A 25,224-nucleotide genomic window follows, 5' to 3' on the forward strand; every position below is an offset into this window, starting at 1 on the left:
CTGAATAGTCTACTTATAGTTTATCTAATGCAATGTTTAACTGCAAAACATTGACATATTGCCGATTGGAAAACCAATCCTTTTGAACGTTTTCTTCTATTATATTGTGAATTTTACTTTGCTTAATCCCGCGTTCCTTTGCGATTCGAGCAGCTTGAAATTTTGCGGCCGATAAACTGATATCAGGGTCTACACCACTGGCTGAAGCTGTCACTAAATCATTTGGAACTTTACTTTCGGTTGAATTCTTTGCTAATTCAGCTGCCGTACGCTTTTCAACTAGCCGTTTTTGTTCCGTCGAAACAGGTGATAGCTGACTAACCTTTTCGCTGCGGCCTGAGAAATATTTGTCCTGTTCAAAGTTCTGTCCAATGAGTTTTGAACCGACAACTTGATTGTTCACCGTCACTTGACTACCATTTGCTTGATTCGAAAAAAACAATTGGCCAATACCGGTAACGGTAATCGTATAAAGTCCGCCAAAGACGACCAAGCTTAGTAATAAAAATCGCAGACTGCCTAGAATACTTTTTTTCATCGTTCTTACTCCTTCTTTATAAAATGATTATTGAAAGTATTACGTCAATGACCTTGATAAAAATAAACGGTGCTATGATCCCACCAAGTCCATAGATCAGCAAATTGTGTCGCAAAATCTGACTGGCTGGCTTTTCTTGATACTTCACACCCTTTAGTGCTAGTGGAATTAACGCAACGATGACCACCGCATTATAAATGACCGCCGATAAGATCGCCGTCAGTGGACTGCCCAATCCCATAATATTCAACCGATCCAATTGCGGATAAATACTGTAGAACAGTACTGGAATCACCGCAAAATATTTAGCGATATCGTTAGCGATACTGAAAGTTGTTAAAGCGCCGCGTGTCATTAATAGTTGTTTGCCGATTTGCACGACCTGTAAAAGTTTGGTTGGACTGGAATCCAAATCGATCATATTTCCCGCTTCTTTTGCTGCTTGTGTTCCAGTATTCATCGCCATCGCTACATCTGCTTGGGCCAAAGCGGGTGCATCATTTGTACCATCCCCGGTCATTGCGACCAAATGTCCTTTTTCTTGATAATCGCGGATTAGATTCATTTTATTTTCTGGTGTTGCTTCGGCTAGAAAATCATCCACGCCCGCTTCTGCTGCAATTGCTGCGGCGGTCAATGGATTATCCCCGGTGATCATGATGGTCTTGATCCCCATCTTTCGCATGTCAGCGAATTTTTCCTTTACGCCATTTTTTACGATATCCTTCAAATAAACAACGCCCATCACACGGTTATTCTTTACAACTACTAAAGGGGTGCCACCTGCCCGCGCTATCTTAGCTACAATCTCATCACATTCTGGCGGGTAAGTTTCACCTTTAGATTGGACATAATTTTTCATCGTATCGGCAGCACCTTTTCGAATCTCATCTCCGCGATAATCAATTCCGCTCATTCGAGTCTTCGCACTAAAATCAATAAATTTCACTTCTGCTTGCTGGAATTCTCTTTCCCGCAAATTAAAACGTTCTTTCGCCAAAATCACGATACTACGTCCTTCTGCTGTTTCATCTGCTAACGAAGAAAGTTGTGCCGCATCTGCAAGCTGTTCCTCACTGACACCATTGACTGGTAAAAATTCGCTTGCCCGGCGGTTTCCCAACGTAATGGTTCCTGTTTTGTCGAGTAAAAGAACATCTACATCTCCTGCCGCCTCGATGGCCCGACCACTCATCGCGATCACGTTTTCTTTCGTCAAACGGCTCATACCAGCGATCCCAATAGAAGAAATCAAAGCGCCAATCGTTGTCGGTGCTAAACAAATCAATAGAGCAATCACGATAATCATTGATAACGTTTCGCCTTTGCCTGATAACTGACTGCTGAAATCGGTAAATGGCACTAAGGTAATTGATACAGTTAAGAAGATGATGGTCAAAGTGATCAAGAAAATTTGTAATCCGATCTCATTCGGCGTCTTTTTCCGCTGCGTTCCTTCTACCATAGCGATCATTTTATCTAAGAAAGATTGTCCATTTTCTGAGGTCACGCGAATCACTAAATAATCTGATACTACCGTCGTTCCGCCAGTGACTGCGCTGCGGTCTCCACCGGATTCCCGAATAACTGGAGCAGATTCACCAGTGATCGCACTTTCATCAACCGAAGCCGCGCCTTCAATCACATCGCCATCCGCAGGAATCTGTTCTCCAGATTGGACATAAACCAAATCGTCGCGTTTTAAATCAGAAGAACGAATTTCTGTGAAATTTTCTTCCTTAATATCCTCTAAACGTTCAATTTTATAGGTCATGACTTCTTTTTTCGCTTGCTTCAAACTATCTGCCTGTGCTTTTCCACGACCTTCTGCAACAGCTTCAGCGAAATTCGCAAAAAGCAGAGTCAACCATAGAAAAACGGTTATCGAAATACTGAACCAGACAGGTACACGCATGGGGTAAAAACATAATATCGTTGTGATGATTGCTCCTAAATAAACAACGAACATCACAGGATTTTTGATTTGTTGGCGCGGGTCTAGTTTTTTAAAAGATTGTCCCACGGCCCATTGATAGATTTTCTTCATCTTTAATCACTCCATCTATTTCATCGTAAAGAACTCAGCCACTGGGCCAAGCGCCAATACTGGCAAGAAACTTAAGGCTCCAATTACCAAAATGACAATAAGCAGCATAGAAACAAAGGTTGGACTGACGGTAGATAATGTTCCTGAATTTAAAGCCGCTTTCTTTTTACCACCCATATTTTCTGCTAAGAACAGAATGGCAATAATCGGTAAATATCTTGAAACAGCCATCATTAAACTGCCGAGAACATTCAAGAAAGGCGTGTTTGCTAATAAACCGCCAAAGGCACTTCCGTTATTATTCGCTAACGAGGTCGCGCCATATAATAATTCACTGAACGCATGGGGTCCGCGATTAGTCAGCCAACTAAACACATCTGGATGCAAGACCAGTGCCATTGCACCAAAAAGAGTCAACATCAATGGCGTTAGGATCACAAGACTGGCCATCTTAATATCAAAGGCCTCGATTTTTTTGCCTAAATATTCTGGTGTTCGACCAACCAAAAGCCCAGCAATAAAGACGGCTAGTAGTAGGAATGCCAACATTCCGTATAGGCCGCTGCCCACTCCGCCAAAGATGATTTCTCCCAGCTGCATCAAGAACATTGGAATTGCTCCTCCAAGTGGGGTGAAACTATCCAGCATTGCATTCACTGAACCATTAGAAGCCGCGGTCGTTCCAACTGACCATAAGCTTGACCAGCCGACACCAAAACGAATTTCTTTCCCTTCCAGATTGGTTGAACCTAAGACATGTGCAAATTCTGGTCCATAGTATTCGCTAAAAGCCACTCCGATAAAAGCTAATAATAGGAAGAATAGTGAAACAATCATGATCGTCGGGCCTTGCTTCCAATCTTTGACCCAAAAACCAAAGGCAAAAATCAATGCAGCCGGAATCAATAGAATCGCGATGTTTTCTAAAAAGTTCGAGAACAACGTAGGATTTTCAAATGGATAAGCCGAATTTGCTCCGAAAAAGCCGCCACCATTTGTTCCAAGCTGTTTGATCGCCACTTGACTAGCTACCGGTCCTAAATAAAGCCAAAGATTCTTTCCTTCCAGACCTTGGTAAGCAACCCCTGAATTGAAGGATTGGACTGTTCCTTGCGAAACCAATAGAATGGCAAAAACAAATGCCAGCGGCAATAAAATATAAACCAAGCCGCGAGTTAAATCCTGCCAGAAATTACCAAGGGCTTTCTTCTTCACTTGCGACAATCCGCGGAGTAAAGCGACTAAAACAGAAAGTCCTACACCTGCTGAAACAAAATTTTGCACAGTTAAGCCAAACATTTGTGAGACATTCGATAACGTTGTCTCACCGGCATAGGCTTGCCAGTTAGTATTCGTTACAAAGCTAACCGCCGTGTTCAAGGCGAGAGGCAGCGATAAATTTTTTACCGCAGCACCTCCTGGCAGCCAATGTTGTGTCATTAAAATAATAATCAACAACACCATAGAAGAGATGCTCAGTAAGATGACATTTAAGGCATATCGTTTAGCCGACATTTCTTTCTTGCTGATTGGGCCAATTACTTTATAGAAAAATTTTTCCAGCGGTTGCAAAAAACGTACGCCCCTTGGAGTATTTCCCTGCATAATTTCTTTGATATACCAGCCTAATGGCAGCGCCAATACTAATAAAATAAACAAGAAAAATAATCCTTGATAGATAACACTGCTCATAATTCTTCCCCCTTAAATAAAAACCAGAAAAGATAGATCATTACTAAGATCCCGATAATTCCCAAAATAATCGTCATTTCATTTCTCTCCTTTTTTCAAACCGGATATCAAAAAACGATCCGGTATCCTTTACTCTATAAGCATAAAAAAAAAGACCTAAAGATAGTGTGAATCTTGCGATCATTTCTTTACACTATCTTTATATGGTCTTTTAATTTGATGGTTCAAAAAGGAGTCACTTGGAAATTTTGATAAAACTCTCCATGAGCGAAAGTAAACTCAAGCACTGTAAAATCCGATAATCCGCCACCCTTCTCGTAATAAATACGATAGTCCTCTTTCCAAAACGCAATCTTCTCACTTTCCTGCGATAATACCTGCATCTCTCCAATCAAGGTAATTCCTGTAAAAGTTGCGGCATCATAAAAATATAAGCAAGCTTTGGGATTATCTAAGAACTGCCGAACCTTATTTGAAGCGGTATTCGTATGAAGATACAAATAATTTCCGTCAATTTTTATCGGTCTCAGCATCGCACGAATCATTGGATACCCATCATCTGTGACTGAGCTTAGAAAACATAGCTCCTGTTTTTCCACTAACTCAATCAATTCCTTTTCAAAACGCATATTATCACCTGTCCTTTTGTCCAGTATTTCAAACTATAGACGATATTACAATCATGGATATTATCAAAAAAAGCACGCCAGCCGTAATGACTGACATGCTTCCTGTTTAATCCTTGACTGTGTGAACGTCGCTTTCTTTGGTTTCTTTAAACATCATGAAGCAGACGCCAGAAATGATGAGAACTAAAAGACTAATGAAAAGCAATGGCATGAAAACGGTAGTCGTAGTATTTCTGAACAAAAGGCCCATCAATAATTGACCTAACGGCACCGCACATTGAGCGACCGCAATAATCGTTGCCATGACTTTACCAAGGTTTTCTTTCGGCGTAATTCGCTGAACGAGCGAGATCAAATAGATAGAGATTGCACTTAACATCATTCCAATGATGATCTCCATGACGATTATTACCATAAACCCTACACCTGCGCTGGTTGTACTTAATAAAATGTTCATAATCAGCAATAGAATCCCTGAGTAGGTGAACACGCGATAAAAATTACTGAATTTCAAATTCTTGGTTAATGGTCCGGCCAAAACGGCTCCCACGATACTGGATAAGCTGAAGACCCCCATTCCTATCCCGTACATCGTGTCATTCACGTGCAGTATCATCCGAAGAATTACCGGTAATCCAACAATAAAGAAAGAAGTCATTACAAAGTTGATCGCCGCCGCAATGACAATTGATTTAAAGATAACTTGGTTGTTTTTTACCTCTTTAAACCCATCTTTCAAGTCAGCCGTTAAAATCTGCATAACTGTTCCTGGTGTCTTTTCGCGTTTTACAAACGGAATCTTCAAGAAGCTTTCGATGATCGCTGCAACTACAAAAAAGACGATACTGCTGGCCACCAGCATTTTTGCACCCATTAGTCCATAGAAGATTCCGCCTATGATCGGAGCAACAACATTTGATAATTGCAAGATCCCATTGGATATCCCATTGATCTTTTCCAGTTGATCTTCTTCCACCAACAAAGGAATACTGGCTCCGACTACAGGTGTATCAAAGCTGCCAACAATTGCTAAAACGAAAATCAAAACGCCGATTCCAAATACTGATTCAGAAGTCCCCACTACTAAAAACAGTAATACCGCAATAATTGCATTGGCTACATCCATCAAAACCATTAAAATTTTCCGATCAAAACGATCGGCGATTGCTCCGCCAATGGGCGCAAATAATACTGGAATACTAGAAATTGCTAAAACAGTCGCAAATATATCTGCTCTGCCTGTCACATCCAAAACAAACAAAGACAATGCAAATCGTAATATAGCCCCGCCAAACACTGAAATAAATTGGCCCAACATCAAATAGATAATATTTTTTCGATTCCCTTTCACACTCTTTCCTACTCTCTTTTAATTGATACGTTTATCTTAACGAATTCTTAATTTTAGAGCATCAGCCTTAAGTCTCATTATTCTCTAACACTTTAGCATAGCTTTACCCCATTTTTTACTAAGAAATCAATCCATAATGTTTGAGTCCTTCCACCACACCATTATTTGTTTTTGCCACATAACTTGCGCACGACTTTAATTGTTCTGTTCCATGCCGCATCGCGATACCATGATCGACCAACTGAAACATGCTCAGGTCATTGTTCTGATCACCAAAGGCATACGTTTCAACTTTGGAACCAGCCATCGATTTCAAAAGCTTTTGAATCGCTGTCCCCTTCGAAACATTTTTAGGCAAGACATCAATGGCCAATGGAGCAAAACGAACAGTGTCTGCTACAGCCGCCAGTTCACCACTTATCCTCTCTTCTAACTCAGTATTAAGATACAGATTCATAAAACTAACCGGATTCGTTTGATAAAAGTCCGCCACAATCGGCACATCATGAATTCCCATATAGGTCACATGTTCCTTCACTACTTTTGAAAGATTTGTTACCGCGAAACCTTGCTGATTGAAGAAACCTGCCGAAAGTTTATTCTTGTCCGCAATGTTTAAAATTGTCTCGATTTCGTTATTAGAAAACTTTGCATCCAAAATGGTTTTACCCGCAAACTGAACATAGCAGCCATTGGATAGAACAAAATGCTCCGCTTCTAATAATGCCAATAACTCTTCCACTTCATAAAAACTGCGTCCAGTCGCGATAATCGGCAGGACTTCATTTTCTTTTAACTCTCTAAAGGCCGCAATCGTTTCTTCCTCCACTTGCAAACTCCCACCTGAACACAACGTCCCATCCAAATCAAAAAAAGCCAATTTCTTCATAAAAACCTTCCTTCCAAAATTTGAGTTGAATTTATTTAAAATGCACTGACAACTTTCTGAGTACACAAAAAAAGGGAAAAGCCAGTGCATCACAAATACACTGAACCTTTCCCCTCGGATCTTTTTTATCAATAGGTGCCTTTTACATATGGTAAAAGATGAAGCCCTCGGTCGCAGTCCTCGTTTGAGCGGAACCCTAGCTCCAGTTTTCCAGTTCGAAATCAATCATACCATGTTTTATTTATAGGTGGCAATCGCAAAAAAGATCCAAGCAACAGAATCATTGCTTGGATCTTGGCTGATTATTTATTTTTTCTTCTAAAGTAGATCGTTCCAGCAATAACAATTGCGGCGATTCCAACTACTATTAACCACGAATTACGCGTATCATTGGTTTTCGGGTAACTTCCTGTTTGTGTTTCCGAAGCAGTTTTTGAATCACTTGAATGATTCGATGATGTCGGTGTTTTTGGAATCTCTTGATTCACGACTTTTCCGGCATCAACGATAGCGGGTTTATTTTCTTTTGAAGAGTCGATAGTAAATTTACGTTTTTCTTTATTGATCGTATAGCCTGTTGGAGCCTTGGTTTCTGTAAAGTAATACTCGCCTGGCGAAAGCTCACCCACCACAATCTGACCAGCTTTATCAGAAGTGTACTCTCCGACTTGCTTACCATCTGCATGATATAAAGTGAAGACCGCATCGGCCAATGCTTTATCAGCTTGCGAAACTTTTTGTAATTTTACCGAACCTTGATAATTGATAAAATCAGCTAGCGTGATTGTCTCGGGTTTTCCCGAAGCCTTCGCTGAAACTGTAAAGTCCACGACCTTTTTATTCAACAAATAGTTATTCGGCGCTTTGGTTTCAATTAATTGATAGCTGCCAGGAATTAATCCGGTCGCAACGATCTTTCCATCTTTGTCTGAGACAAGCTTGTCAGTTTCTTTTCCTGCTGAATTAAAAACTGTTTGAACATTGCCTTTTTTATCCTGAATTTCGAATTCGGCACCCTTCAAGGCTTTGCCGTCTTCATTTTTCTTAGTAACAGTCACAGAACCTTTATAGTTTAGGAAGTCTCCTAAGTTCACTTTATCAGGTTTACCTACTTAACGGTTTATCATAGTTTGGCGCAACCGTTCCATCTTCAGCAACAGTTGTTTCATACAACTTAATTGACTCTTGATCGATGACTTGATTTTCAGAGGGTTCATCCTTGATCACTACATGCTCTAGTGTTGATTGAGAAGGATTAATAACTGCTTGCCAATTGACATAATCAGGATCATTGCTGTCTTGTGCACCTGATTTTTGGACGTATTTCCCGCCATTTTTTATCCCGACTTCACCAATCACATCACGTTCATCGCCGTTATTTTCATATTGAGCGACATTGGTATATTGGTTAGAGCCTTCAATGATTTTTCCTTCCACTGATGTTTCAAATTCAATCAAATAAGTATTGGCAACATTGTCCGGAAAATCAATTTGAAGTGTCTGATCATTGGATGAACTCGGTTCAATCACCTTTTTCATCTCATCATTCACAACTTTTTCCGGTTGTTTTTTGACGACCGTTCCGTCATTTTTAACGTCCGCTTCATAGACCTTCACGGAGCCGTTCACATAATCTTGATTTTCCTTGATTTTATCAATTAATTGCGCATTTTTTAAAATATTGCGGCTATGGTTGACGGCCACAGTCCATGTAATATGCTTCGTTTGTGCATTATACTTCCCGCTTTTATGTGCATTTAATTGGAATGGATCATCTGGCTTAAAGTCTTTGTCATCATCTGAGGTGTGCTTCCCTCCACTTTTGTCTTCCCAATCTGCCCGCATGTTGTTTTTGAAGCGATCTAGGTTGGGATTTGTAGGATCCAGTAGGCTCACATCGAAATTCGTACGGTAATTAATTTCTAATTCTGATTCAGTTGGATTGTATTGGTTTTTGAACGTAACCTTGAATCCTGTCTCAAAATTGCCTGATTCATCATTAACTAAGACTAAGTCATAATCTTCACCAGGCACCAAGACCTTATTCTTAGTGACATCACGAATTTCAAAATCAGGTTTTAAATCATCTTTCACAGCCATAGATAAACCCGGGGTCGGTGAATAGGTATCTGTCAGGACCAAATTTTCCATGTAATAATTATTTTTATTGACGTTAATTTTCCAGCCAACTTTTTTATCGGCATAGTCAATATCCGTAATATCCTTAATCACATTTTGCTGCTGAGCGGTTCCTTTATCACCATCAGTTTGTCCTGTTCCAGTTGTCACGTTGTTACTTACTTGAGTAGGGTCTGTAACGATACCGTTTACTTTTGTTTTGTATTCAACTCGAACGGCTTCGTCAACATCGTGTAAAAATCTGATCACAAACCCTTCGCCATCCGGATTGGGTTCTAAAACATAATCTTTGCCTTCTTCTAAAGGAGTCCCTTTTACTTCCTTACCTTTTTCGTCAAAAGTAATCGGATAAAGTTTGATCAAACCATCAACTAAATCCATATTTTTACTGATCGTATCTGTAATAACCGCTTGATCTTTAGCGATTTTCTTTTCATTGTAATTGTATTTGATTGCCCAGCTGAATTCTTGATTGGTTGGATCGTATCCTTCCATATTTTTTTCAACCGGTTTTCCAAAATTATTGGTGACAGTGGCCTTAGCATCCAGACCGTCTTCGTCGTTTTTATCTGTTAATGTAGCGGTATTGGTGAAGCTGATCTTGCCACCTTCTTCTGGTTTAGCAGAATCATTGATATCCGTTTGATAAACTAAACGATAAGCTTTATTGGTTTCTCCAAGAATGGTCACATTACCATTCTTATCGACGGTATACTCACTAGGGTCCAATTCACGACCGACCTCTTTTACTGTACCGTCCAAGTTCATCACCAATTCTGTAACCTTGACTGATTTGTAGTCAATTCCAGATGGCCATTTTTCAGTAATCGTCGGATCTTCTAGATGATTCATCGATTGGTTAAAATCAACCGTCCATTCAACACTGCTCGGATTTGGCGTGCGGTCAAAATGACCCTTTTTATCAATCGATTGCTCTGTGTCTGGTCGAATCTCCACATTGACTGGCGGTAAATCATCTTCCACCGGATAATGAATCGTAATGTCGCCAGGACCTTCTATATGGTCTTTACGAAATTCCGTGTCAAAGAAAAAATATCCTTCGATATCACTTTGGTTTTTAACCTCTTCGGTGAATTCAAAGCGAATATTTCCTTCTTCGTCAATCGTATATTTCGCATATACTTCTCCGGCTTCATTTTTCAGTTCTCCGCTTAACGGTTGTTTAGGTTTTAATTCCTCTGGCAATTTGAAATCAAAATAATCTCCCGGCTCAATCTGCTGGCGAACATCTTCCGGAATACTCCAGGTATAAGAGATTCGTACATTCGTATCAGCCGTTACCGGTGGTTCGGCAACATTGCCGTTATCGTCCAGATAGACAATATTCGACCCCGTAATGATCGTGCCTGTACCGTTGGGGAAATACTCGCGAATATCAGTTGGTCCTTCTGCACGTTGCACGGCTTTTTTATCAGTTGATTCCTTCTGAGTTTCACTCGTCTTAGACTCTTCTGTTGCATTCACTGCTTCACTATTTTTTTCTGACTCAGTCGAACTCTCCGTACTTGCTTCTTCACTCGCAGATGTTTGCTCCGTTTCGCTTTGCGGGGTTTCTGTTTGTTCTGTCGAATCTGGTTCACTAATTTCAAAAGTATAGGAAAGTTGTTGTTGTTCGTAGGTTACATCAACTGACGGTACCTTAGTTGTATCCGCTAAAGTTAGATGAATGACTCCCTCACCACTTTTCGTTAACGGAACCGTGAGAATCTGACGATTTTTAACTTCTAATTTTGTTGACTGTCCATCTTGTTCAAAAATGGCTTCTTCAACAATTGCTTCAGAGATATTGAGCGCTGCTGTGCCTTCTCCAGCAGCTGTTTCAATTTTTACATCAACTTGATTTTCTGTTTGCCCTTTCGTAATCTCTTCTAATTTCACAGCTGGCTCTGGGACTGTTTCCGCCAACGCCATCAAAGGGGCCAAAGAATTTAGTAAGATCACTAAAGTCATCAGGCTATAAATAATCTTTTCCAAAAATTTTTTCTCTAACATGTGTGCACCTCTCATATCCATTTTCAAAAAAACGATCATTTTAAGTTATACCAGATTTTCTTTTCATGTAATTTTCAAAAAGTGCACTGTCCAAGTTTCATTTTTGGAACTTTAGTTTGATTCGTCTTGTTTTTTTGTTGCGACCTGCTCCAAAACTTCATTGATCCGTTCAAGGTCATTCATTAATAAACTTTTTCCCACTACAACAATCTGAGCTTCTGGATAAACGCTTGTCATGTCTTTCAATGTAGACGTCGTTAGTAAAATGTCCACATTGGTTTCAGTTGTCTCAAAAACATCATTGATGGATAGATTGTAAAGATAATTAAAGTATCCAGAAAGCTGACGAATAAAATTTTTCGTCATTAAACTAGGCATATCACTTTCTACCAAAATCGAAATTGGAACCTCATACCGGCATGGATCGGCTAAAAATAGAATGTTTTTCAAATAAGGAATCAGTAAAAAATCAAGCTCTAGAAAGATGGGATTCGCCGATTCCTCATATAAACGTTCAACGAATGTACGTGTTTTCTTAATTAACTGAGGATAGCGCTCTTTGAAGATAGCCTTGTACGTATTTCCCGTCATGTCTGTATTAAATCCTTTAAAATATTTTGCAAAGAAATGAGCGCTTAGTATGTAAGAACGAAAACGCCACAAATCCTCCTCTTTAATAGGAAAGAATTCTTTTTGAAATCTAGTCACCATCAATTCCGTCGCAGCGTAAATCTGTGTCTGTTGTGCTGCTTGCTGCCGCATCAACTCATCCACAAGCGGTTCTTTAAAAACATCAATTGTTTTAGACATAGACACCCACACTAAAAAGAAGAAAGGAATCTCTGAGTCTCTTGTATTAATTACTCCATGCTCACTGGTCATGATTTCTTTAAAGCCGGAGTATAACGTGTTTGTCGTGATTTGGTCTTCTAAGGGTTGAGGCATTTTCAAAATATGACCTTTTCTAGTTCGAATAATCGCTTCCGCAAAAATATATGCGAGCTGTTTCTTATAGGCATAGGGAATATTCGGATAAACCGTAAATCCACTATCAAGCATATGATCAACAAACTGTTCGACTCGTTCTTCATCGATGTGCGGGAATGGCCAGCTATTTCCCCGATAGATACTCCAAAAAAAGATCACTAAAAACATTCGAATCTGATATTCCTCGCCTATCAGCTGAAAACTTTCACGGCTGATCTCAATCCCATAGCGATCCAACAACGGTTGGACTTTGCTCAGGTCCCTTCGGACGGTAGACTCACTGATAAAATATTTCAAAGCATAATGCCGAACATTCTCAAACTCATCCGTTATCAATGCTTCAAGCAGCTTGACGGTTGAACACTCTTTCACGATTTCAGTGACTAGCTGGTAGACATCGGCGTCCCTTTTTATGAAAAGCCGGACTCCTTTTCCTTTAGACAATTGAAAAGAAAATTGACTAGTATTTAAGTTCTCAATTTTTTCCTGCAAATCATTAAGTACACCCACAGTTGTGTGCTTGCTGATTCCTAACGAGTCACTTATCCATTGTCTGCTCACCCAGCGCCCATTGGTTTTGCTCAGCAGCAAAACCATTCTTCGTTGAAGAAATGTTCCGCGATCAAATAACTCTTCAAAAAAATCTTTTTTTCTTGCTTTCATCTGCTCATCCCTTTTTTATTGCAACGATTTCATCTTATTAAGGATAATAAAAATTTTAGAAAAGCGATATTTTAATGCTCACTTTTAATCTATTATTCTAATTTTCGAAGATAATGAATTAAAGAAAATTCATTTTATTTTAATTTCCGGACCTTTTTACAAAAAAAAGATACACCCGGTAAATGGGTGCATCTTGAAATACAAACGTTTTTATAGTTACTTTTTCCCTTAATCATAAAGTCAGCAGAAAATTGCCACATTATTTCAGGAAAAAATGAAGCCGTCATTGAGATTCTCACGATTCGTCAAAATTGCCTGAAGCATATTTTCATACATTATCTGCAATGCCGGCTGCTTCAATATGCGAAAAATCGAAATCGCCTGCTCACAGCTTTGCTTCCCAGCAGTGATTGAACCTGAAACAATCCTCAACCATCCTTGATAAAAAAGCAGTTTTGTACTATTTAATAAGTCTCCTTGATCGTGAAGCAAGGATTCCGTTTCCTCTAATACTTCTCTCGCCCAAGGCAATTTCCGGAAATTGATGAACGTCGCGCAAGTGCCAAACAATAACTCAAATTTCATCCGTTGCATTAGCTGTACGCCAGCTTCTTTTTGAGTTCGTGAAACGGCCGTCCGTAATAACTGATGAACAGTCGACACCGGAAAGCTGAATTGAAAAAAGCGAAAGAGCAAGACTTCAAATCCCCCCCAGTTATCGACACTATATAAATGATTCACTACGGGCGCTGATAATGTTTGAAGTTTAGCGAATAAAGCGTCCACATTTACTTCTATTCCTTGATCCCGTTCATCATTCAATTGATAACTTAAACTCAATAATTGACATAAGATTTGTAAAAATTCTTCACTTTGCGTTTCTCCCTGAATCGTCTTCTTCAGCTCATTCAACTGATTGATACCTTCCGCAAAATTTCGAGATTGATTCACTTCGTCATTATATTTAAAGATTTGATTCAAGTAGAACGTGAACTTGCCGGTCATGAAAAACGGCCGATCGGATAGATAATCGTATATCCCGACATTATCACTTTTTGATCGCAAGTAAAGAAACTCTTCTAATGTTACATTGATTCTTTCCAATAAATGTTCGAGCCGGTGAAAACTAATATTCGAAAGTCCATTTTCAAATTTACTGATAAAAGAAAGACTGTTTACCTCATCTGATACATCTCCCATACTCATCCTGCGGTCTTTTCTTAATTGACGAAAAATTTCACCTTCCATAATTGTCCTCGCTTCTTTCCAGTCGATTAATTCCTCTATAGTGTAATTTTTGATTTCTTCCAGTGTAAGTTATCTATACTAAATGAACAAGTAATAAATTGAGGAGTGATCTTATGAGAAATGCCACAATCGCCGATTTACCAGAAATTGTTGATTTTATTTATGACCAATTTTCACCGCTTGAACATTTTATTTTTTTATCCGAAGACCTCACTGATTCTGAAACGGTACTGAGAAAGTTCGTTCAGGCAGAAGTTTCACTATTTCTAAGGTATGGGGAGCTCAAAGTATGCGGTAATCCAATTCATGGGCTCATCAGTAGTATTCCATCAAAAAAATTCACTCTGTTTCACCAAATGATCTATTCCCTGCCGTCTAGAAAACTTTTAAAAGAAATATCAAAAGACGATCGAAAAAGGCTATTAGCACAAAACAAATTTATCGCAGAGATTCATTCACCCATCGCTTGGCATAAAAAACATTCAAAAAACAGTCACTACATCTCAATGATTGCTGTTGCAAAAGAGGCTAGAGGAACTGGTGTCTTGCGAAAAATGCTGACAACAGTCATAGATGAGTGTCAAAAGGAGAATAAAGATATTGTGTTAGAAACAATGACCGAAGCGAATGTTCCAATCTATCAGCACTTTGGTTTTGAATTGATCGAGTATCATACAAGCCCGAATGTTCCATTCGCCGAATACTGTTTCATCAAACGACCAAACTAAAAAAGATAAGCAGCCGCTCTTCCGAACGGCCGCTTATCTTTTTATTTCAGTTTTTAAGACATTTCCATCCAAACAGGTTCAAATTGATTTCCATCAAGATCCAATACTTCTAAACTAAACATCTGATCCTCAGGAATCCCCATATCGACCGTAAAATAATCGCCGCCATTAGCTCTGGCCGCTTCCGCAATTTCTCTGACAACATCTGGGCTCTCTACCGAAAAGGCCGTTAATGATCCGCTCTTAGTTTTTGTATCCGCAATCTCTTTATCTTTTAAAAACAATCCGTAAAATTCATAATCCAATACCATAATCCAAAAAGTATCGTCCCAGACCATTGAACTAGAATGCTCGTTGGAGAAATCTTCATTCTTCTTAAATCCCAACTTTTCATAAAACTCTGTGGAGGCTTTTACATCTTTTACAGGAAAATTAGTAAATACTATCGTTGACATATTATTCACTCCAATCAAATTTTTCTTATATTATGCAAGATTCGCAATACTAAAACAAAGAAAACGCTTGTATAAAGTGTAACGAAATGATTTTACCAATAAAACTTTATTAAAAGAAACGATTCATTTTTCACGTCTATAAGGAATAGGAAAACACAAAAAGGGAAGTCAAATGACTTCCCTTTTCATGTCGTACGATTATAGTTCTTCCCCATTTGACTCAATCACTTTTTTGTACCAATAGAAGCTGTCTTTTCGACTGCGATCAAAGCTGCCATTTCCTTTATCGTCTTTATCGACATAAATAAAGCCATAGCGTTTTGACATTTCACCCGTTCCGCCAGAAACGAGATCAATACAGCCCCACGGAGTATAGCCAATCAAATCAACGCCATCTTGTATCGCTTTGCCCATTTCAACAATGTGGCGACGAACGTAATCGATGCGATAATCATCATGAATCGAACCATCCGCCTCGACTTTATCAACTGCTCCCAATCCGTTTTCAACGATCATCAAAGGAATTTCATAACGATCGTACAACTCATTTAAGGTAAATCGCAGCCCAACTGGATCAATCTGCCAGCCCCATTCGCTGGTCTCCAAATAATTATTTTTTACTCCACCGAATAAATTCCCGCCGACACGATCACCGCTTTCTTCAATATTAGCGGTAGCGCAACTAGTCATATAATAAGAGAAGGTATAATAATCAACAGTCCCCTCTTGCAAAATTTCTTCGTCGCCTGCTTCAAATTCTATTTGGATATCATGTTTAGCGAAATAATTCTTCATATAATAAGGATACTTTCCTTTGACCTGTACATCACCGCAGAACCAGTTCAGTTTTTTTACTAATTCTTGACTAGCCAAAGCGTCTTCTGGTTTGCATGTTAACGGGTACATCATCATGTAGGCTAGCATACAGCCAATTTGGAAATTCGGATTGATCTCATGTCCGATTTTTACGGCTTTGGCACTAGCAATAAACATATGGTGCAGCGCTTGGAATCGGCGTGCTTCATTATCCTCTTCGTCCAGAATTCCCAATAGGTTTCTACCGCCTAATGGCAATGTCCCAAAGTTTATTTCATTAAATGTCAGCCAATATTTTACTGTATCTTTGTAACGATCAAATAATACTGTCGCATAGTTAACAAAGAAGTCAATTGTTTTACGATTGGCAAAGCCGCCATAATTTTCTGCTAATGCATAGGGTAATTCAAAATGACTGATAGTGACCAATGGTTCAATACCGTACTTTTTACATTCATCAAAAACCTGATCATAGAAAGCCAACCCTTCTTCATTGGGTTCTGTCTCATCGCCTTTTGGAAAAATCCGCGACCAAGCGATACTCAAACGAAAGACCTTGAATCCCATTTCCGCAAACAACGCGATGTCTTCTTTATAACGATGGTAAAAATCGATCCCATCGTGATTTGGGTAATAGTCGTCCGGTTCAATCGTTGGGGTCATTACCCGATGTTTGTTAAGACCGCCAGCTCGCATGTGGTCAGGAATACTTTCGCCTTTTCCGCCAACATCCCAAGCGCCCTCACATTGATTCGCAGCGGTTGCGCCGCCCCATAAAAAGTCTTTTGGAAATCCCATTTATAATGCCTCTTTTCTATTTGATTTGGTAGTTTTTCGCATAAAACGTCAAAAACCCGCCAACAAATAAGCGTTCTTCACGCGTAATTTGCTAACAGGTTTAGCTTGCTTGATGCAATCACTATCCATTTGTATTCATTTCTAATTGAATTATAGCATTACGAATCAAAAAAATGCAAACGCTTTTTCAGGCTAAAAAAAACGTTCCTGCATTTCTTTGACCCGCTGTTTTAATTCACAAGCATTCTTCTTCGCTTTTTCCAAAGAGTCGATTAAATTATCACAAGCGGTAATAATACTGTCGTCTGGCTCCGTTGGATTCAACAATGATTTGATGTCCTGTCTTTCTTGATTGATCGCGTTCAGCATTCGCAAAATCGCCGCCAAAGAATATTTGGCTCCTCTCAGGGTTCGAATGATTTTTAAGCGCTTAAGGTCTTCACTATCATAAATCCGATAGTTATTCTTGCTTCTTTTAACTGCAAGCAGACCGTTTCGCTCCCAGTTTCGCAATGCCTCCGAGGTAACGCCTAAATACTCCGCGGCCTCACTTCTGGTCAGAAATATTTCCGTCCCATCGTTTTTTCCTGCAAGGATGCTTTCTGCCACTTCGATGACATCTGTTGCCTCGTTTATTTCCTGATCCACTAACTTAAGATAACGATCAAGCAATGCTTGAGCCGTTACAAAATCATAACGTGCTATAGCCTTTACCATATCCACCATTGTGATTCGCAAACCTGATTGCAGTACTTCGATCTGAAAAGCGATTTGAGCAATTTTGATTGTCTCAATATGATAATCAGTAAAAACACGGTAGCCATTTTCCGCTCTTGGAGGAATAGGAATCAACTCCCACTCCTCATAACGGCGAATCGTATTCGGATGTAAGCCGACGATTTTCGCTACCTCCGAAGTTCTATAAGTTTTCATCGCAAGCCCCTTCAATTAATCGTTAATCAAGAGTGTTAATTCGTGCAGCGCGCGCGAACAACTGGTATAGAGAATCGTGCTTTTCTGATTCATTTGACGCGCTTGAATATCCGGTAAAATTACTTGATCAAACTCTAACCCTTTGGCAAATTGAGCAGTAGTAATAATGATACCTTCAGTAATTCTCTTAGTATCCTTTTCAAAACGAATCAAATTCTCGTGAGGAAAATCTGCTTCGATCTGTGCCGCCTCCTGCCAATTCTGACAAATTATACCACAAGATCCATAGCTGCTTTGCTTGAACTCTGCAATTTTTTGCGCCAGCAGTTTTTTCTCATATGGAAGAACTTCGACATCTTTCCCATGCCGTTCCACAGGTTGTAGATCCTCCGCCGCGATAAATCGTTTAGCAAATGCCATGATTTCAAAACTTGAACGGTAACTCGTATTGAATTTTAATAGCCTTGCGTTTGGGAGCAGATTTTGAATTTCTATCAGAAAGTCATTATCCGTCGGAATCAATGATTGATGAATATCGCCGCAAATCGTTTTTTGACAAGGAAATAACCGATCAATAACCGAAAGCTGCAGCAAAGAATAATCTTGCATTTCATCGATCACCAAGTGCTGAATTTGTTTATTAGGTTTGATCCCTTCGATCATCGACTTGAAAAACAGGTAAGGAAATAAATCGGAATAATTAATGAGATTGCCTGTCGTCCCATGTTCCAAGTTCTTTGTGGCTAAAAATTGATAATAATCAGATAGACTTCCCGTTGTACCAATCCTTTTCCTGAAGATTTGCTCCAACCGCTTTGAAATTTTTTCACGTCTTAATTCTGATACTTGTCTGCTAAGCAATCGCGAAACTTCCTGAATGATTTCGGTTAAACTTTTTCCTGACTGCTGTTCAACAAAGCGACCGATCTCTTCTGACGTAAACCGTTGATCGTCAACGACTATTTCTGTTGAAGCAAGGCGTTCCTTCAAGTTTTCGAAATGTTTCCGTAACTGGTTAAAAAATTCTTTCGATTGTTTGTATCTATAATTTTCAGCTTGTTTAGACTTAGGATTTTCCAGTACCGCTTTCAATTCATCGTGGCGATCAGTCACTTGGTATTTTTCGTCAAGAAACATTGAGCCCAAGTTTACTATGTCCACTTGCGGCAGCTCGTCTTCCCCCAACTCGGGTAGAACGGTGGAGATATAATCCGCGAAGACTTGATTTGGTGAAACGATCAGAATATCCGAAGCGGCTAATTCGTCCTTTTTTTGATAGAGCAGATAAGCCATGCGATGAAGCGCAATCGATGTCTTCCCCGAACCGGCAACACCTTGGATGATCAAATTTTTAGTTTTCGTGTCTCTTATCGCCGCATTTTGTTCCTTTTGAATCGTATGGATGATTGTTTTCATTTCATTCGAGGTACTCTTACCCAGCTCACGCATGAGCAGTTCATCATTGATTGCATCATTCGTATCGACCATAAAACTGATCGTGCCATTCTTAATTTCAAATTGTCGTTTCAAACGCAATTTTCCGTGAAATTCTCGACCGTGGGACTCGTAATAGGCATCGCCCAAGGAAAAATCATAATAGAGGGACGAGATGGGAGCCCGCCAATCATAAATCAATTGTTCGCCGAAACGATCCGCAAATCCATAACGGCCGATGTAAAAATCCTCCACTTCTTCTTCCTCTGAAAACTGAAATGCAATCTTACTGAAATAAGGTGTATTCTTTTGATAGTTTAATTTCTTCAGTACATTTGATTCCAGTACGCTGCGGCTGTCGATGAATTTCAAATTTTGATGGTGATTGTACACTTCATATTTGTCCAACTCATTTTTATAATCAATCGTGTAGTGTTTCAGCTCTTTATAATTGGCTTCATTCATATCCAAAGTGTTCTCAACTTCTGCAATCTTACTCTCTAGTTTGTTCTTTACCGTGGCCAAATAATTCGTCTCATTGATCGAACTCATACAATCCTCCCCTTTCGTCAGACTTCATCTTAGCAAATCAGATCAGGTATGGTGTTATAGTGGAGGGTTTAAAAATAAAAAAACATCGAAAAAAACGGAATACCCCATTCCATAACTCCTCGACCGATTCATTGTACAAGTTGTATTATTCGACCTAAGCAGATACCAACCTTTGAGATTAATCAGATATTTACGATTCTAGTAAACATAATTATTTTATGTACACAAAAGACTTAAATTCTCAATTTGATAAAATCTGTTTTTTGCTCATAAAACATAAAAACAACTGCAAATTTTTACGTTTTATGAATTTGTTCATTTCGCCTTTCCTCTATAGAATGACTTATATAGGCTGCGCTCACAGCAAAGTACATAGAACAGACTATTTCAAACAAGGAGGAAGAAAAATGGATACTAGAGACGGACCACACCCAGAAATGTACCTTAACTATGTAACATTCAACGGTGATTATCCCGCAATCAAGATGTTTCCCGACACCGGGTTCATCTATGTTCGCCTAATTTCGGTGATCTTTGCTTTAGCTGGTTGGCATAAAAGGACGCTCAATTTTGATTATTTCACCAAAGAAGCCTAGCAGAAAAATTCTGCTAGGCTTCTTATTTATTTTACTATATCTGAAAGGATATCTTTTCTAGTTCAGTCTTCCCCAAAAACTATCTTCCAAATTAGTGATGCGCTTTCACCCGCATTTTGATAGTATTTATATAATGAACTAAATGGAGGTTTGGAATGAAAAAGAAATTATTTTTAATGCGGCATGGCGAAACACTTTTTAATCAATTAAAAAAAATCCAAGGCTCCTGCGATTCTCCTCTGACCGAGCGCGGCATTCAGCAAGCGCAGCTGGCACGTCAATATTTTCAAGAAAATAATATCCAATTTGATCAGCTTTACTCTTCTACCCAAGAACGTGCCAGTGATACATTAGAAATTATTACCGAAAATAAAAATTATCAGCGTCTGAAGGAATTAAAAGAAATGGGGTTCGGCTCTTTTGAGGGTGAACAGCAGTTTTTACAGCCGGAAGGACAAGAGTATTACGACTCCTTCTATTTGCAATTCGGCGGTGAATCAATGACGCTCGTTCAAGAACGAATGGTCAAGACTCTGCATCAGATTATGGAGCGCGAGGATCATCAGAATGTTCTAGTTATTTCTCATAATGGTGCCTGCGTCAGCTTTCTACAAACGATCTGGGAAGGTGATCCAAATGATTTGATCAGAGCCTTTCCGAATTGCTCGATATTTGTCCTAACCTATGAGAATCAGCAATTTCAATTAGAGGATATTATCGACCCTGCCACAAAACAAAGTATCTTATAAAAAAACCGCAACGATCGAATAGCAGATCGTTGCGGTTTTTTTATATTTCTGGCAGCATCAGACGAAAAATACTGCCATTTCCATAATCACTTTCTACCTTCAACTCGCCTTTTAGCTGCTCGGTTAAACTTTTACTGATATAAAGGCCCAATCCTGAGCCGCCGGTTTCTGGGTTCCTTGATTTTTCTACTCGATAGAGCCGATCAAAGATTTTTTGCTGATCAATGGTTTTGATCCCAATCCCTTCATCCTTGATTGAAAAAATGATTTGTCCATTCACAGCTTCGATTTTCAAATAGATCGTCGTATTGGCGGGAGAATACTTGCTGGCATTTTCGATCAAATTAGTTAAAATTCGATTCAATTTTCCTTCGTCGGTCATTAAGGTCTTCACTTTCGGGTCGACTTGAAGTGTAAGTTTTTGCTGCTTCTTCCTTAATATGTAATCAAAGCTAGATAACAACTTCAATAAAAACTGATCCAGCCAAACCTTTTGCTCCTGATTTGCGGGGCTTTGAGGCAAGGCTTTTTCCATAATCGTAATCTCCATTAACTGTTTCGTTAACGAACTCAGCCGCTCGACTTGAAACGCCATTTGATCCAAAGTTTGGTCAATCTCCTCCTTTGAAATGACGCCATCTTGAATCGCTTCAATTTGATTTTTGATGGCCGTAATAGGTGTTTTGATGTCATGCCCCAGCTGCGCAACCAGATTGCTTTTATCCTGTTCACTTTTTTCCAACGCCGTAAAGCTATCAGCTAAAGCAGCAACCATTTCATTAAAGTCATCTGCCAGAGTCTGCAACTCTTTAGGCGCGTGCTCTAACTGGATTTCAGTGAATTGATTTTCCTTAATAACTTTCGTTTGTTTGCTTAACTTATCTAACGAATGAAACGTATTTCGCAGTGAAAATAATCCGATGATCGTTCCTAAAATGTTCGCTAAGATGGTAATACCGATGATCAAATAGCCATCGTAATCTGTCAGATACATTTTACTAATACTGAACCAGACAATCAAAACCACCACTATACTTGAAGTAAGAAAGGACAAGATCAACATATTCCGTAATTTCATCGCTAGCCCTCCATTTTGTAACCTAAACCCCAGACAGTCTGAATGTGCGGGTAAGGTCGTTCATCAGCAACCTTTTCCAACTTTTCTCTTAAGCTATGAATATGAACATTCAATGTATTGGCATCATCAAAATATTCTGAATGCCAGATTTTTTCATACAACTCCGATTTAGGAAAAACCTTGCCTAAGTTTTTTAGAAATAATAGCAGCAACTGAAATTCCTTGATAGATAATTCCAATGGACGATCATAGAGCGAAGCTTTGAACTTTTCCTCATCAATCCGAAAGGGCCCCTCTTCGATCGCGTTTCCAGCACGTTCTTCTTTACTGCCCACTCGCCGCAAAATATTTTTTACCCGTAGCGTCAGCTCTCTAGGACTAAACGGTTTTGTAATGAAATCATCCGCCCCCAAGGTCAAAGAAAAAATTTTGTCTTTTTCTTGATCCTTCGCGCTGACAAAAATAAATGGAGTGTCTTCATCTTTTTCCAATACTTGTTCAATAAAATCATAGCCGTCCATTTCCGGCATCATGATATCGGTAATAATCAAATCGAGGGATTCTTTTTGAAAAAAAGTTAGAGCCTCTTTGCCGTTTGCGGCCGCAAAAACCTTATATCCTTCTCTTGCTAAATAACGTGACACAATATCTAAAATCGCTTTTTCATCATCTACGACTAATATTTTCTGCATAGTATACACCTCACGCTTATAGTAATCCAGGTTGTGAAAAAAAGCACCTGATTGACTCATAAATTAGCGTAAATTAAGTCTTAAATCTTTCTTAATTGATTCATTTGAAATACTTAAATTGGCAAGCATCATTCCGAAAAAATAATAGCTGATTTTATTCAACAATCTATAACCGCGACTCTTTATTTTGACCAAAAATAACTTAAACCGTTGAGTTATCCGAAAGACTGTTTTTTTCCTTTATCAGTTATGAATTGCTTAAGGAACAGCTCTTTTGTTTTTTTATTCCCACAGCCGTAAAGTTATACCCGTTAAGAGAAACTCGCAAAAAACAAAAAAAGGAGTCTTTACTATGAACGCAAGAAAATTTGGTACAGTAGTAGCTGTCACGGCCTTAAGCACCATCGCATTAGGTGGTTTCATCAAGGCAGATTCAACAAATGTCCATGCTGCGGCAAACTTTACTCAAGGAGATAAAGAAACTCGAAATCCGATGGGTGCAGCCCTCGGCAGTACAATGGCTAAAAAATACAACATTTCCATGCCGGAAGCGAATAAAGGGTATTTTTCAGGCGGGTCAACCTATATTGGGCCGCGTGTGGGAACCAGTGCGGCCGGTGCAATTTCAACGATCCAAGTAAAAGTTTCTAAAACGACCAAAGGCACAACCTTTGAACTAGAACCAGCTAAAGCCGGAAAGCAACCAGCTAAAGCTACCCTGCGTTTAGACGGTGTCCCAAATATTTCTTTCAGCAATACGATGAAGGACGATGTTAAAAAAGGCGATGTTACATTGATGGCCGATGGATACAAAGTCAGCAAAGGGACAAGTGCTGAAAAGATGGCCTTTGACGGTAATAAAGATGGTTTGATCGAAGTTACCGACAAAACAATGAGTGATAAAAGTATGGGCTGGTCGTTATTTGCGGCTATTACGCCCTTGATGGATAAAGAAGGCGACACATTGAATGCCACTTTGAATCTAAAACTGATGGGCGCAAATGGTGTTGAAGGAACCTCAACTAGTCTCAATAGTATGAACGGCGAAGCTAAGCCAGTCTTGACCGCTGCTAAAGGAATGGGCATGGATACAACAAAGGCAATGATTGATCAAAAAGGAACTACCCTAATGATCAATAAAAACGAAGATATTCAAGCCGGCGTTTACCAAGCCAATGTTGTTTGGACGCTAGCAAATGACGCGAATGCACAAGCAAATATGGCTAACGCCAATGCCAATCGCGGTGCAATCAATAATCAATAATTTCCTAAGTAAAAAACGCCTGCTCCATTATCGGAGACAGGCGTTTTTTGCGTTTACTTTCTTTTGTCCATAATTTTTCGGAAAACAGGCGTGTCATTGCTTTTTCCATAATCAAAGTCACTATTCAGAGCCTTCAATTTCTCCATATCTTCGTCCGAAATTTGGAAATCAACATCTGCATTATTCTGCATATGTTCGGGGTTCTCTGTTTTTGGCAGCGGCAAAAGATCTAGCTGCAAGCAATAGCGAATCGCTAATTGCGGAATTGTCACTTCGTATTTCTTCGCAAGACTAGTGATCGTTTCACTTCGCAACATCGCTCCATGAGCGATTGGTGAATAGGCTTCAACCAGTAATTGATGTTTTTGCGAATAATCGATCACTTCAAAGGGTGTTTGACCAATGTGGGCCAGTACTTGATTGACCATTGGCTTAATCGTCGCATGTTTTAACAGATTTTCCAGATCCGCTACTTCAAAATTGGACACACCAATTGCTCTTAGATTCCCTGCTTGATAAGCTTCTTCTAGTGCACGCCATGCGGCAACATTTCCTTCAAAATAATGATCGTCGCTTTGAAAATCCGCCCATGGTTTAGGACTATGGATAATCATCAAGTCAATGTAATCCAGTCCTAACTTTTCTAACGAACCTTCAATTGCTTTGACCGCGCCAGCATAATCCTTGATCTCAGCCGCAAGTTTCGTAGTAACAAAAAGTTCTTCGCGTTTCAGTTCAGCAGCTTGAATCGCTGCCCCGACGCCTTCTTCATTTTCATAAGCCTGTGCCGTATCGATATGACGGTAGCCAAGTTTAATCGCTTCAAGTACTTTTTCAGTTGCTTGATCGTTATCAATCATCCAAGTGCCATAACCGATCTTGGGTATCTTGACGCCGTTTGTTAATGTATATGATTCTTCTAACATAAATTTT

The 25,224-nt window shown here is 39.4% G+C and carries 21 protein-coding genes; 4 read left to right on the forward strand and 17 right to left on the reverse strand.

All coding sequences use genetic code 11. From position 1 onward, the window contains the following. Positions 1-13 precede the first annotated feature (13 nt). From PGP85_RS02425 to PGP85_RS02470, 10 genes are all read right to left on the reverse strand, one after another. Positions 14-538, reverse strand: a complete 525-nt coding sequence (locus tag PGP85_RS02425; RefSeq protein WP_270325871.1) for a potassium-transporting ATPase subunit C — start codon at positions 536-538, stop codon at positions 14-16. 16 nt (positions 539-554) lie between these two features. Then, a complete protein-coding gene (kdpB, locus tag PGP85_RS02430) occupies positions 555-2,585 on the reverse strand; it encodes a potassium-transporting ATPase subunit KdpB (protein WP_270325873.1) in 2,031 nt (676 codons plus the stop codon). Between the two features lie 15 nt (positions 2,586-2,600). Beyond that, the gene (kdpA, locus tag PGP85_RS02435; protein WP_270325874.1) at positions 2,601-4,277 is read right to left on the reverse strand and encodes a potassium-transporting ATPase subunit KdpA; all 1,677 of its coding nucleotides are present in this window, start codon (positions 4,275-4,277) and stop codon (positions 2,601-2,603) included. Between the two features lie 224 nt (positions 4,278-4,501). Continuing rightward, a complete protein-coding gene (locus PGP85_RS02440; protein ID WP_270325876.1) occupies positions 4,502-4,906 on the reverse strand; it encodes a pyridoxamine 5'-phosphate oxidase family protein in 405 nt (134 codons plus the stop codon). A 106-nt stretch (positions 4,907-5,012) separates the two neighbouring features. After that, on the reverse strand, positions 5,013-6,257 hold the full coding sequence (locus PGP85_RS02445; protein ID WP_270325878.1) for an MFS transporter: 1,245 nt from the start codon (positions 6,255-6,257) through the stop codon (positions 5,013-5,015). Between the two features lie 118 nt (positions 6,258-6,375). Further along, positions 6,376-7,146: a Cof-type HAD-IIB family hydrolase gene (locus tag PGP85_RS02450; protein ID WP_270325880.1), complete on the reverse strand. Its 771-nt coding sequence runs from the start codon at positions 7,144-7,146 to the stop codon at positions 6,376-6,378. A 302-nt stretch (positions 7,147-7,448) separates the two neighbouring features. Further along, complete coding sequence (locus PGP85_RS02455) at positions 7,449-8,240, reverse strand: LPXTG cell wall anchor domain-containing protein (RefSeq protein WP_270325882.1); 792 nt, start codon at positions 8,238-8,240, stop codon at positions 7,449-7,451. Positions 8,241-8,250: 10 nt separating this feature from the next. Further along, positions 8,251-11,298, reverse strand: a complete 3,048-nt coding sequence (locus PGP85_RS02460) for a collagen binding domain-containing protein (RefSeq protein ID WP_270325883.1) — start codon at positions 11,296-11,298, stop codon at positions 8,251-8,253. Between the two features lie 111 nt (positions 11,299-11,409). Beyond that, a complete protein-coding gene (locus tag PGP85_RS02465; RefSeq protein WP_270325884.1) occupies positions 11,410-12,948 on the reverse strand; it encodes a helix-turn-helix domain-containing protein in 1,539 nt (512 codons plus the stop codon). 264 nt (positions 12,949-13,212) lie between these two features. Beyond that, positions 13,213-14,196: a helix-turn-helix domain-containing protein gene (locus PGP85_RS02470; protein WP_270325886.1), complete on the reverse strand. Its 984-nt coding sequence runs from the start codon at positions 14,194-14,196 to the stop codon at positions 13,213-13,215. 113 nt (positions 14,197-14,309) lie between these two features. Between PGP85_RS02470 and PGP85_RS02475 the strand changes: the two genes are divergently transcribed. After that, entirely contained in the window at positions 14,310-14,924 is a 615-nt protein-coding gene (locus PGP85_RS02475) for a GNAT family N-acetyltransferase (protein WP_270325887.1), read from the forward strand. Positions 14,925-14,977: 53 nt separating this feature from the next. Here the strand turns inward: PGP85_RS02475 and PGP85_RS02480 are convergent, their stop codons facing one another. The 4 genes from PGP85_RS02480 to PGP85_RS02495 all read right to left on the reverse strand — a co-directional run bounded on the left by PGP85_RS02480 (position 14,978) and on the right by PGP85_RS02495 (position 19,912). Continuing rightward, positions 14,978-15,379: a VOC family protein gene (locus tag PGP85_RS02480; RefSeq protein ID WP_270325889.1), complete on the reverse strand. Its 402-nt coding sequence runs from the start codon at positions 15,377-15,379 to the stop codon at positions 14,978-14,980. A 198-nt stretch (positions 15,380-15,577) separates the two neighbouring features. Next, complete coding sequence (locus PGP85_RS02485; protein ID WP_270325891.1) at positions 15,578-16,993, reverse strand: glycoside hydrolase family 1 protein; 1,416 nt, start codon at positions 16,991-16,993, stop codon at positions 15,578-15,580. A gap of 192 nt (positions 16,994-17,185) precedes the next feature. Next, entirely contained in the window at positions 17,186-17,926 is a 741-nt protein-coding gene (locus PGP85_RS02490; RefSeq protein WP_270325893.1) for a MerR family transcriptional regulator, read from the reverse strand. Positions 17,927-17,941: 15 nt separating this feature from the next. Continuing rightward, entirely contained in the window at positions 17,942-19,912 is a 1,971-nt protein-coding gene (locus PGP85_RS02495) for a HelD family protein (RefSeq protein ID WP_270325895.1), read from the reverse strand. 407 nt (positions 19,913-20,319) lie between these two features. Here PGP85_RS02495 and PGP85_RS02500 point away from each other — a divergent pair, with 407 nt between their 5' ends. Together PGP85_RS02500 and PGP85_RS02505 are read left to right on the forward strand one after the other, a co-directional pair. Next, positions 20,320-20,508, forward strand: coding sequence for a hypothetical protein (locus PGP85_RS02500; RefSeq protein WP_270325897.1), 189 nt, complete (start codon positions 20,320-20,322; stop codon positions 20,506-20,508). A 155-nt stretch (positions 20,509-20,663) separates the two neighbouring features. Continuing rightward, complete coding sequence (locus PGP85_RS02505) at positions 20,664-21,257, forward strand: histidine phosphatase family protein (protein ID WP_270325898.1); 594 nt, start codon at positions 20,664-20,666, stop codon at positions 21,255-21,257. A 40-nt stretch (positions 21,258-21,297) separates the two neighbouring features. Here the strand turns inward: PGP85_RS02505 and PGP85_RS02510 are convergent, their stop codons facing one another. Next, positions 21,298-22,335: a sensor histidine kinase gene (locus tag PGP85_RS02510; RefSeq protein ID WP_090407370.1), complete on the reverse strand. Its 1,038-nt coding sequence runs from the start codon at positions 22,333-22,335 to the stop codon at positions 21,298-21,300. A 2-nt stretch (positions 22,336-22,337) separates the two neighbouring features. Beyond that, positions 22,338-23,027: a response regulator transcription factor gene (locus tag PGP85_RS02515; RefSeq protein WP_010742237.1), complete on the reverse strand. Its 690-nt coding sequence runs from the start codon at positions 23,025-23,027 to the stop codon at positions 22,338-22,340. Between the two features lie 352 nt (positions 23,028-23,379). On the opposite strand from PGP85_RS02515, the gene PGP85_RS02520 reads away from it, so the two are divergent. After that, positions 23,380-24,291, forward strand: a complete 912-nt coding sequence (locus PGP85_RS02520) for a WxL domain-containing protein (RefSeq protein WP_270325903.1) — start codon at positions 23,380-23,382, stop codon at positions 24,289-24,291. Positions 24,292-24,344: 53 nt separating this feature from the next. On the opposite strand, the gene PGP85_RS02525 is transcribed toward PGP85_RS02520, so the two are convergent. Further along, on the reverse strand, positions 24,345-25,217 hold the full coding sequence (locus PGP85_RS02525) for an aldo/keto reductase (protein ID WP_270325905.1): 873 nt from the start codon (positions 25,215-25,217) through the stop codon (positions 24,345-24,347). Positions 25,218-25,224 lie beyond the last annotated feature (7 nt).

This window comes from Enterococcus malodoratus, assembly GCF_027659535.1.
Lineage (GTDB): Bacteria > Bacillota > Bacilli > Lactobacillales > Enterococcaceae > Enterococcus_A > Enterococcus_A malodoratus.

Bases quoted from the DNA above. Each gene is read 5' to 3' on its own strand.
- PGP85_RS02500 (WP_270325897.1), top strand. From the start codon at position 20,320: ATGGATACTAGAGACGGACCACACCCAGAAATGTACCTTAACTATGTA.
- PGP85_RS02520 (WP_270325903.1), top strand. From the start codon at position 23,380: ATGAACGCAAGAAAATTTGGTACAGTAGTAGCTGTCACGGCCTTAAGC.
- kdpB (WP_270325873.1), bottom strand. From the start codon at position 2,585: ATGAAGAAAATCTATCAATGGGCCGTGGGACAATCTTTTAAAAAACTA.
- PGP85_RS02515 (WP_010742237.1), bottom strand. From the start codon at position 23,027: ATGCAGAAAATATTAGTCGTAGATGATGAAAAAGCGATTTTAGATATT.
- PGP85_RS02485 (WP_270325891.1), bottom strand. From the start codon at position 16,993: ATGGGATTTCCAAAAGACTTTTTATGGGGCGGCGCAACCGCTGCGAAT.
- PGP85_RS02495 (WP_270325895.1), bottom strand. From the start codon at position 19,912: ATGAGTTCGATCAATGAGACGAATTATTTGGCCACGGTAAAGAACAAA.
- PGP85_RS02425 (WP_270325871.1), bottom strand. From the start codon at position 538: ATGAAAAAAAGTATTCTAGGCAGTCTGCGATTTTTATTACTAAGCTTG.
- PGP85_RS02450 (WP_270325880.1), bottom strand. From the start codon at position 7,146: ATGAAGAAATTGGCTTTTTTTGATTTGGATGGGACGTTGTGTTCAGGT.
- PGP85_RS02525 (WP_270325905.1), bottom strand. From the start codon at position 25,217: ATGTTAGAAGAATCATATACATTAACAAACGGCGTCAAGATACCCAAG.
- PGP85_RS02505 (WP_270325898.1), top strand. From the start codon at position 20,664: ATGAAAAAGAAATTATTTTTAATGCGGCATGGCGAAACACTTTTTAAT.
- PGP85_RS02480 (WP_270325889.1), bottom strand. From the start codon at position 15,379: ATGTCAACGATAGTATTTACTAATTTTCCTGTAAAAGATGTAAAAGCC.
- PGP85_RS02460 (WP_270325883.1), bottom strand. From the start codon at position 11,298: ATGTTAGAGAAAAAATTTTTGGAAAAGATTATTTATAGCCTGATGACT.
- PGP85_RS02475 (WP_270325887.1), top strand. From the start codon at position 14,310: ATGAGAAATGCCACAATCGCCGATTTACCAGAAATTGTTGATTTTATT.
- PGP85_RS02510 (WP_090407370.1), bottom strand. From the start codon at position 22,335: ATGAAATTACGGAATATGTTGATCTTGTCCTTTCTTACTTCAAGTATA.
- PGP85_RS02490 (WP_270325893.1), bottom strand. From the start codon at position 17,926: ATGAAAACTTATAGAACTTCGGAGGTAGCGAAAATCGTCGGCTTACAT.
- kdpA (WP_270325874.1), bottom strand. From the start codon at position 4,277: ATGAGCAGTGTTATCTATCAAGGATTATTTTTCTTGTTTATTTTATTA.
- PGP85_RS02470 (WP_270325886.1), bottom strand. From the start codon at position 14,196: ATGGAAGGTGAAATTTTTCGTCAATTAAGAAAAGACCGCAGGATGAGT.
- PGP85_RS02465 (WP_270325884.1), bottom strand. From the start codon at position 12,948: ATGAAAGCAAGAAAAAAAGATTTTTTTGAAGAGTTATTTGATCGCGGA.
- PGP85_RS02440 (WP_270325876.1), bottom strand. From the start codon at position 4,906: ATGCGTTTTGAAAAGGAATTGATTGAGTTAGTGGAAAAACAGGAGCTA.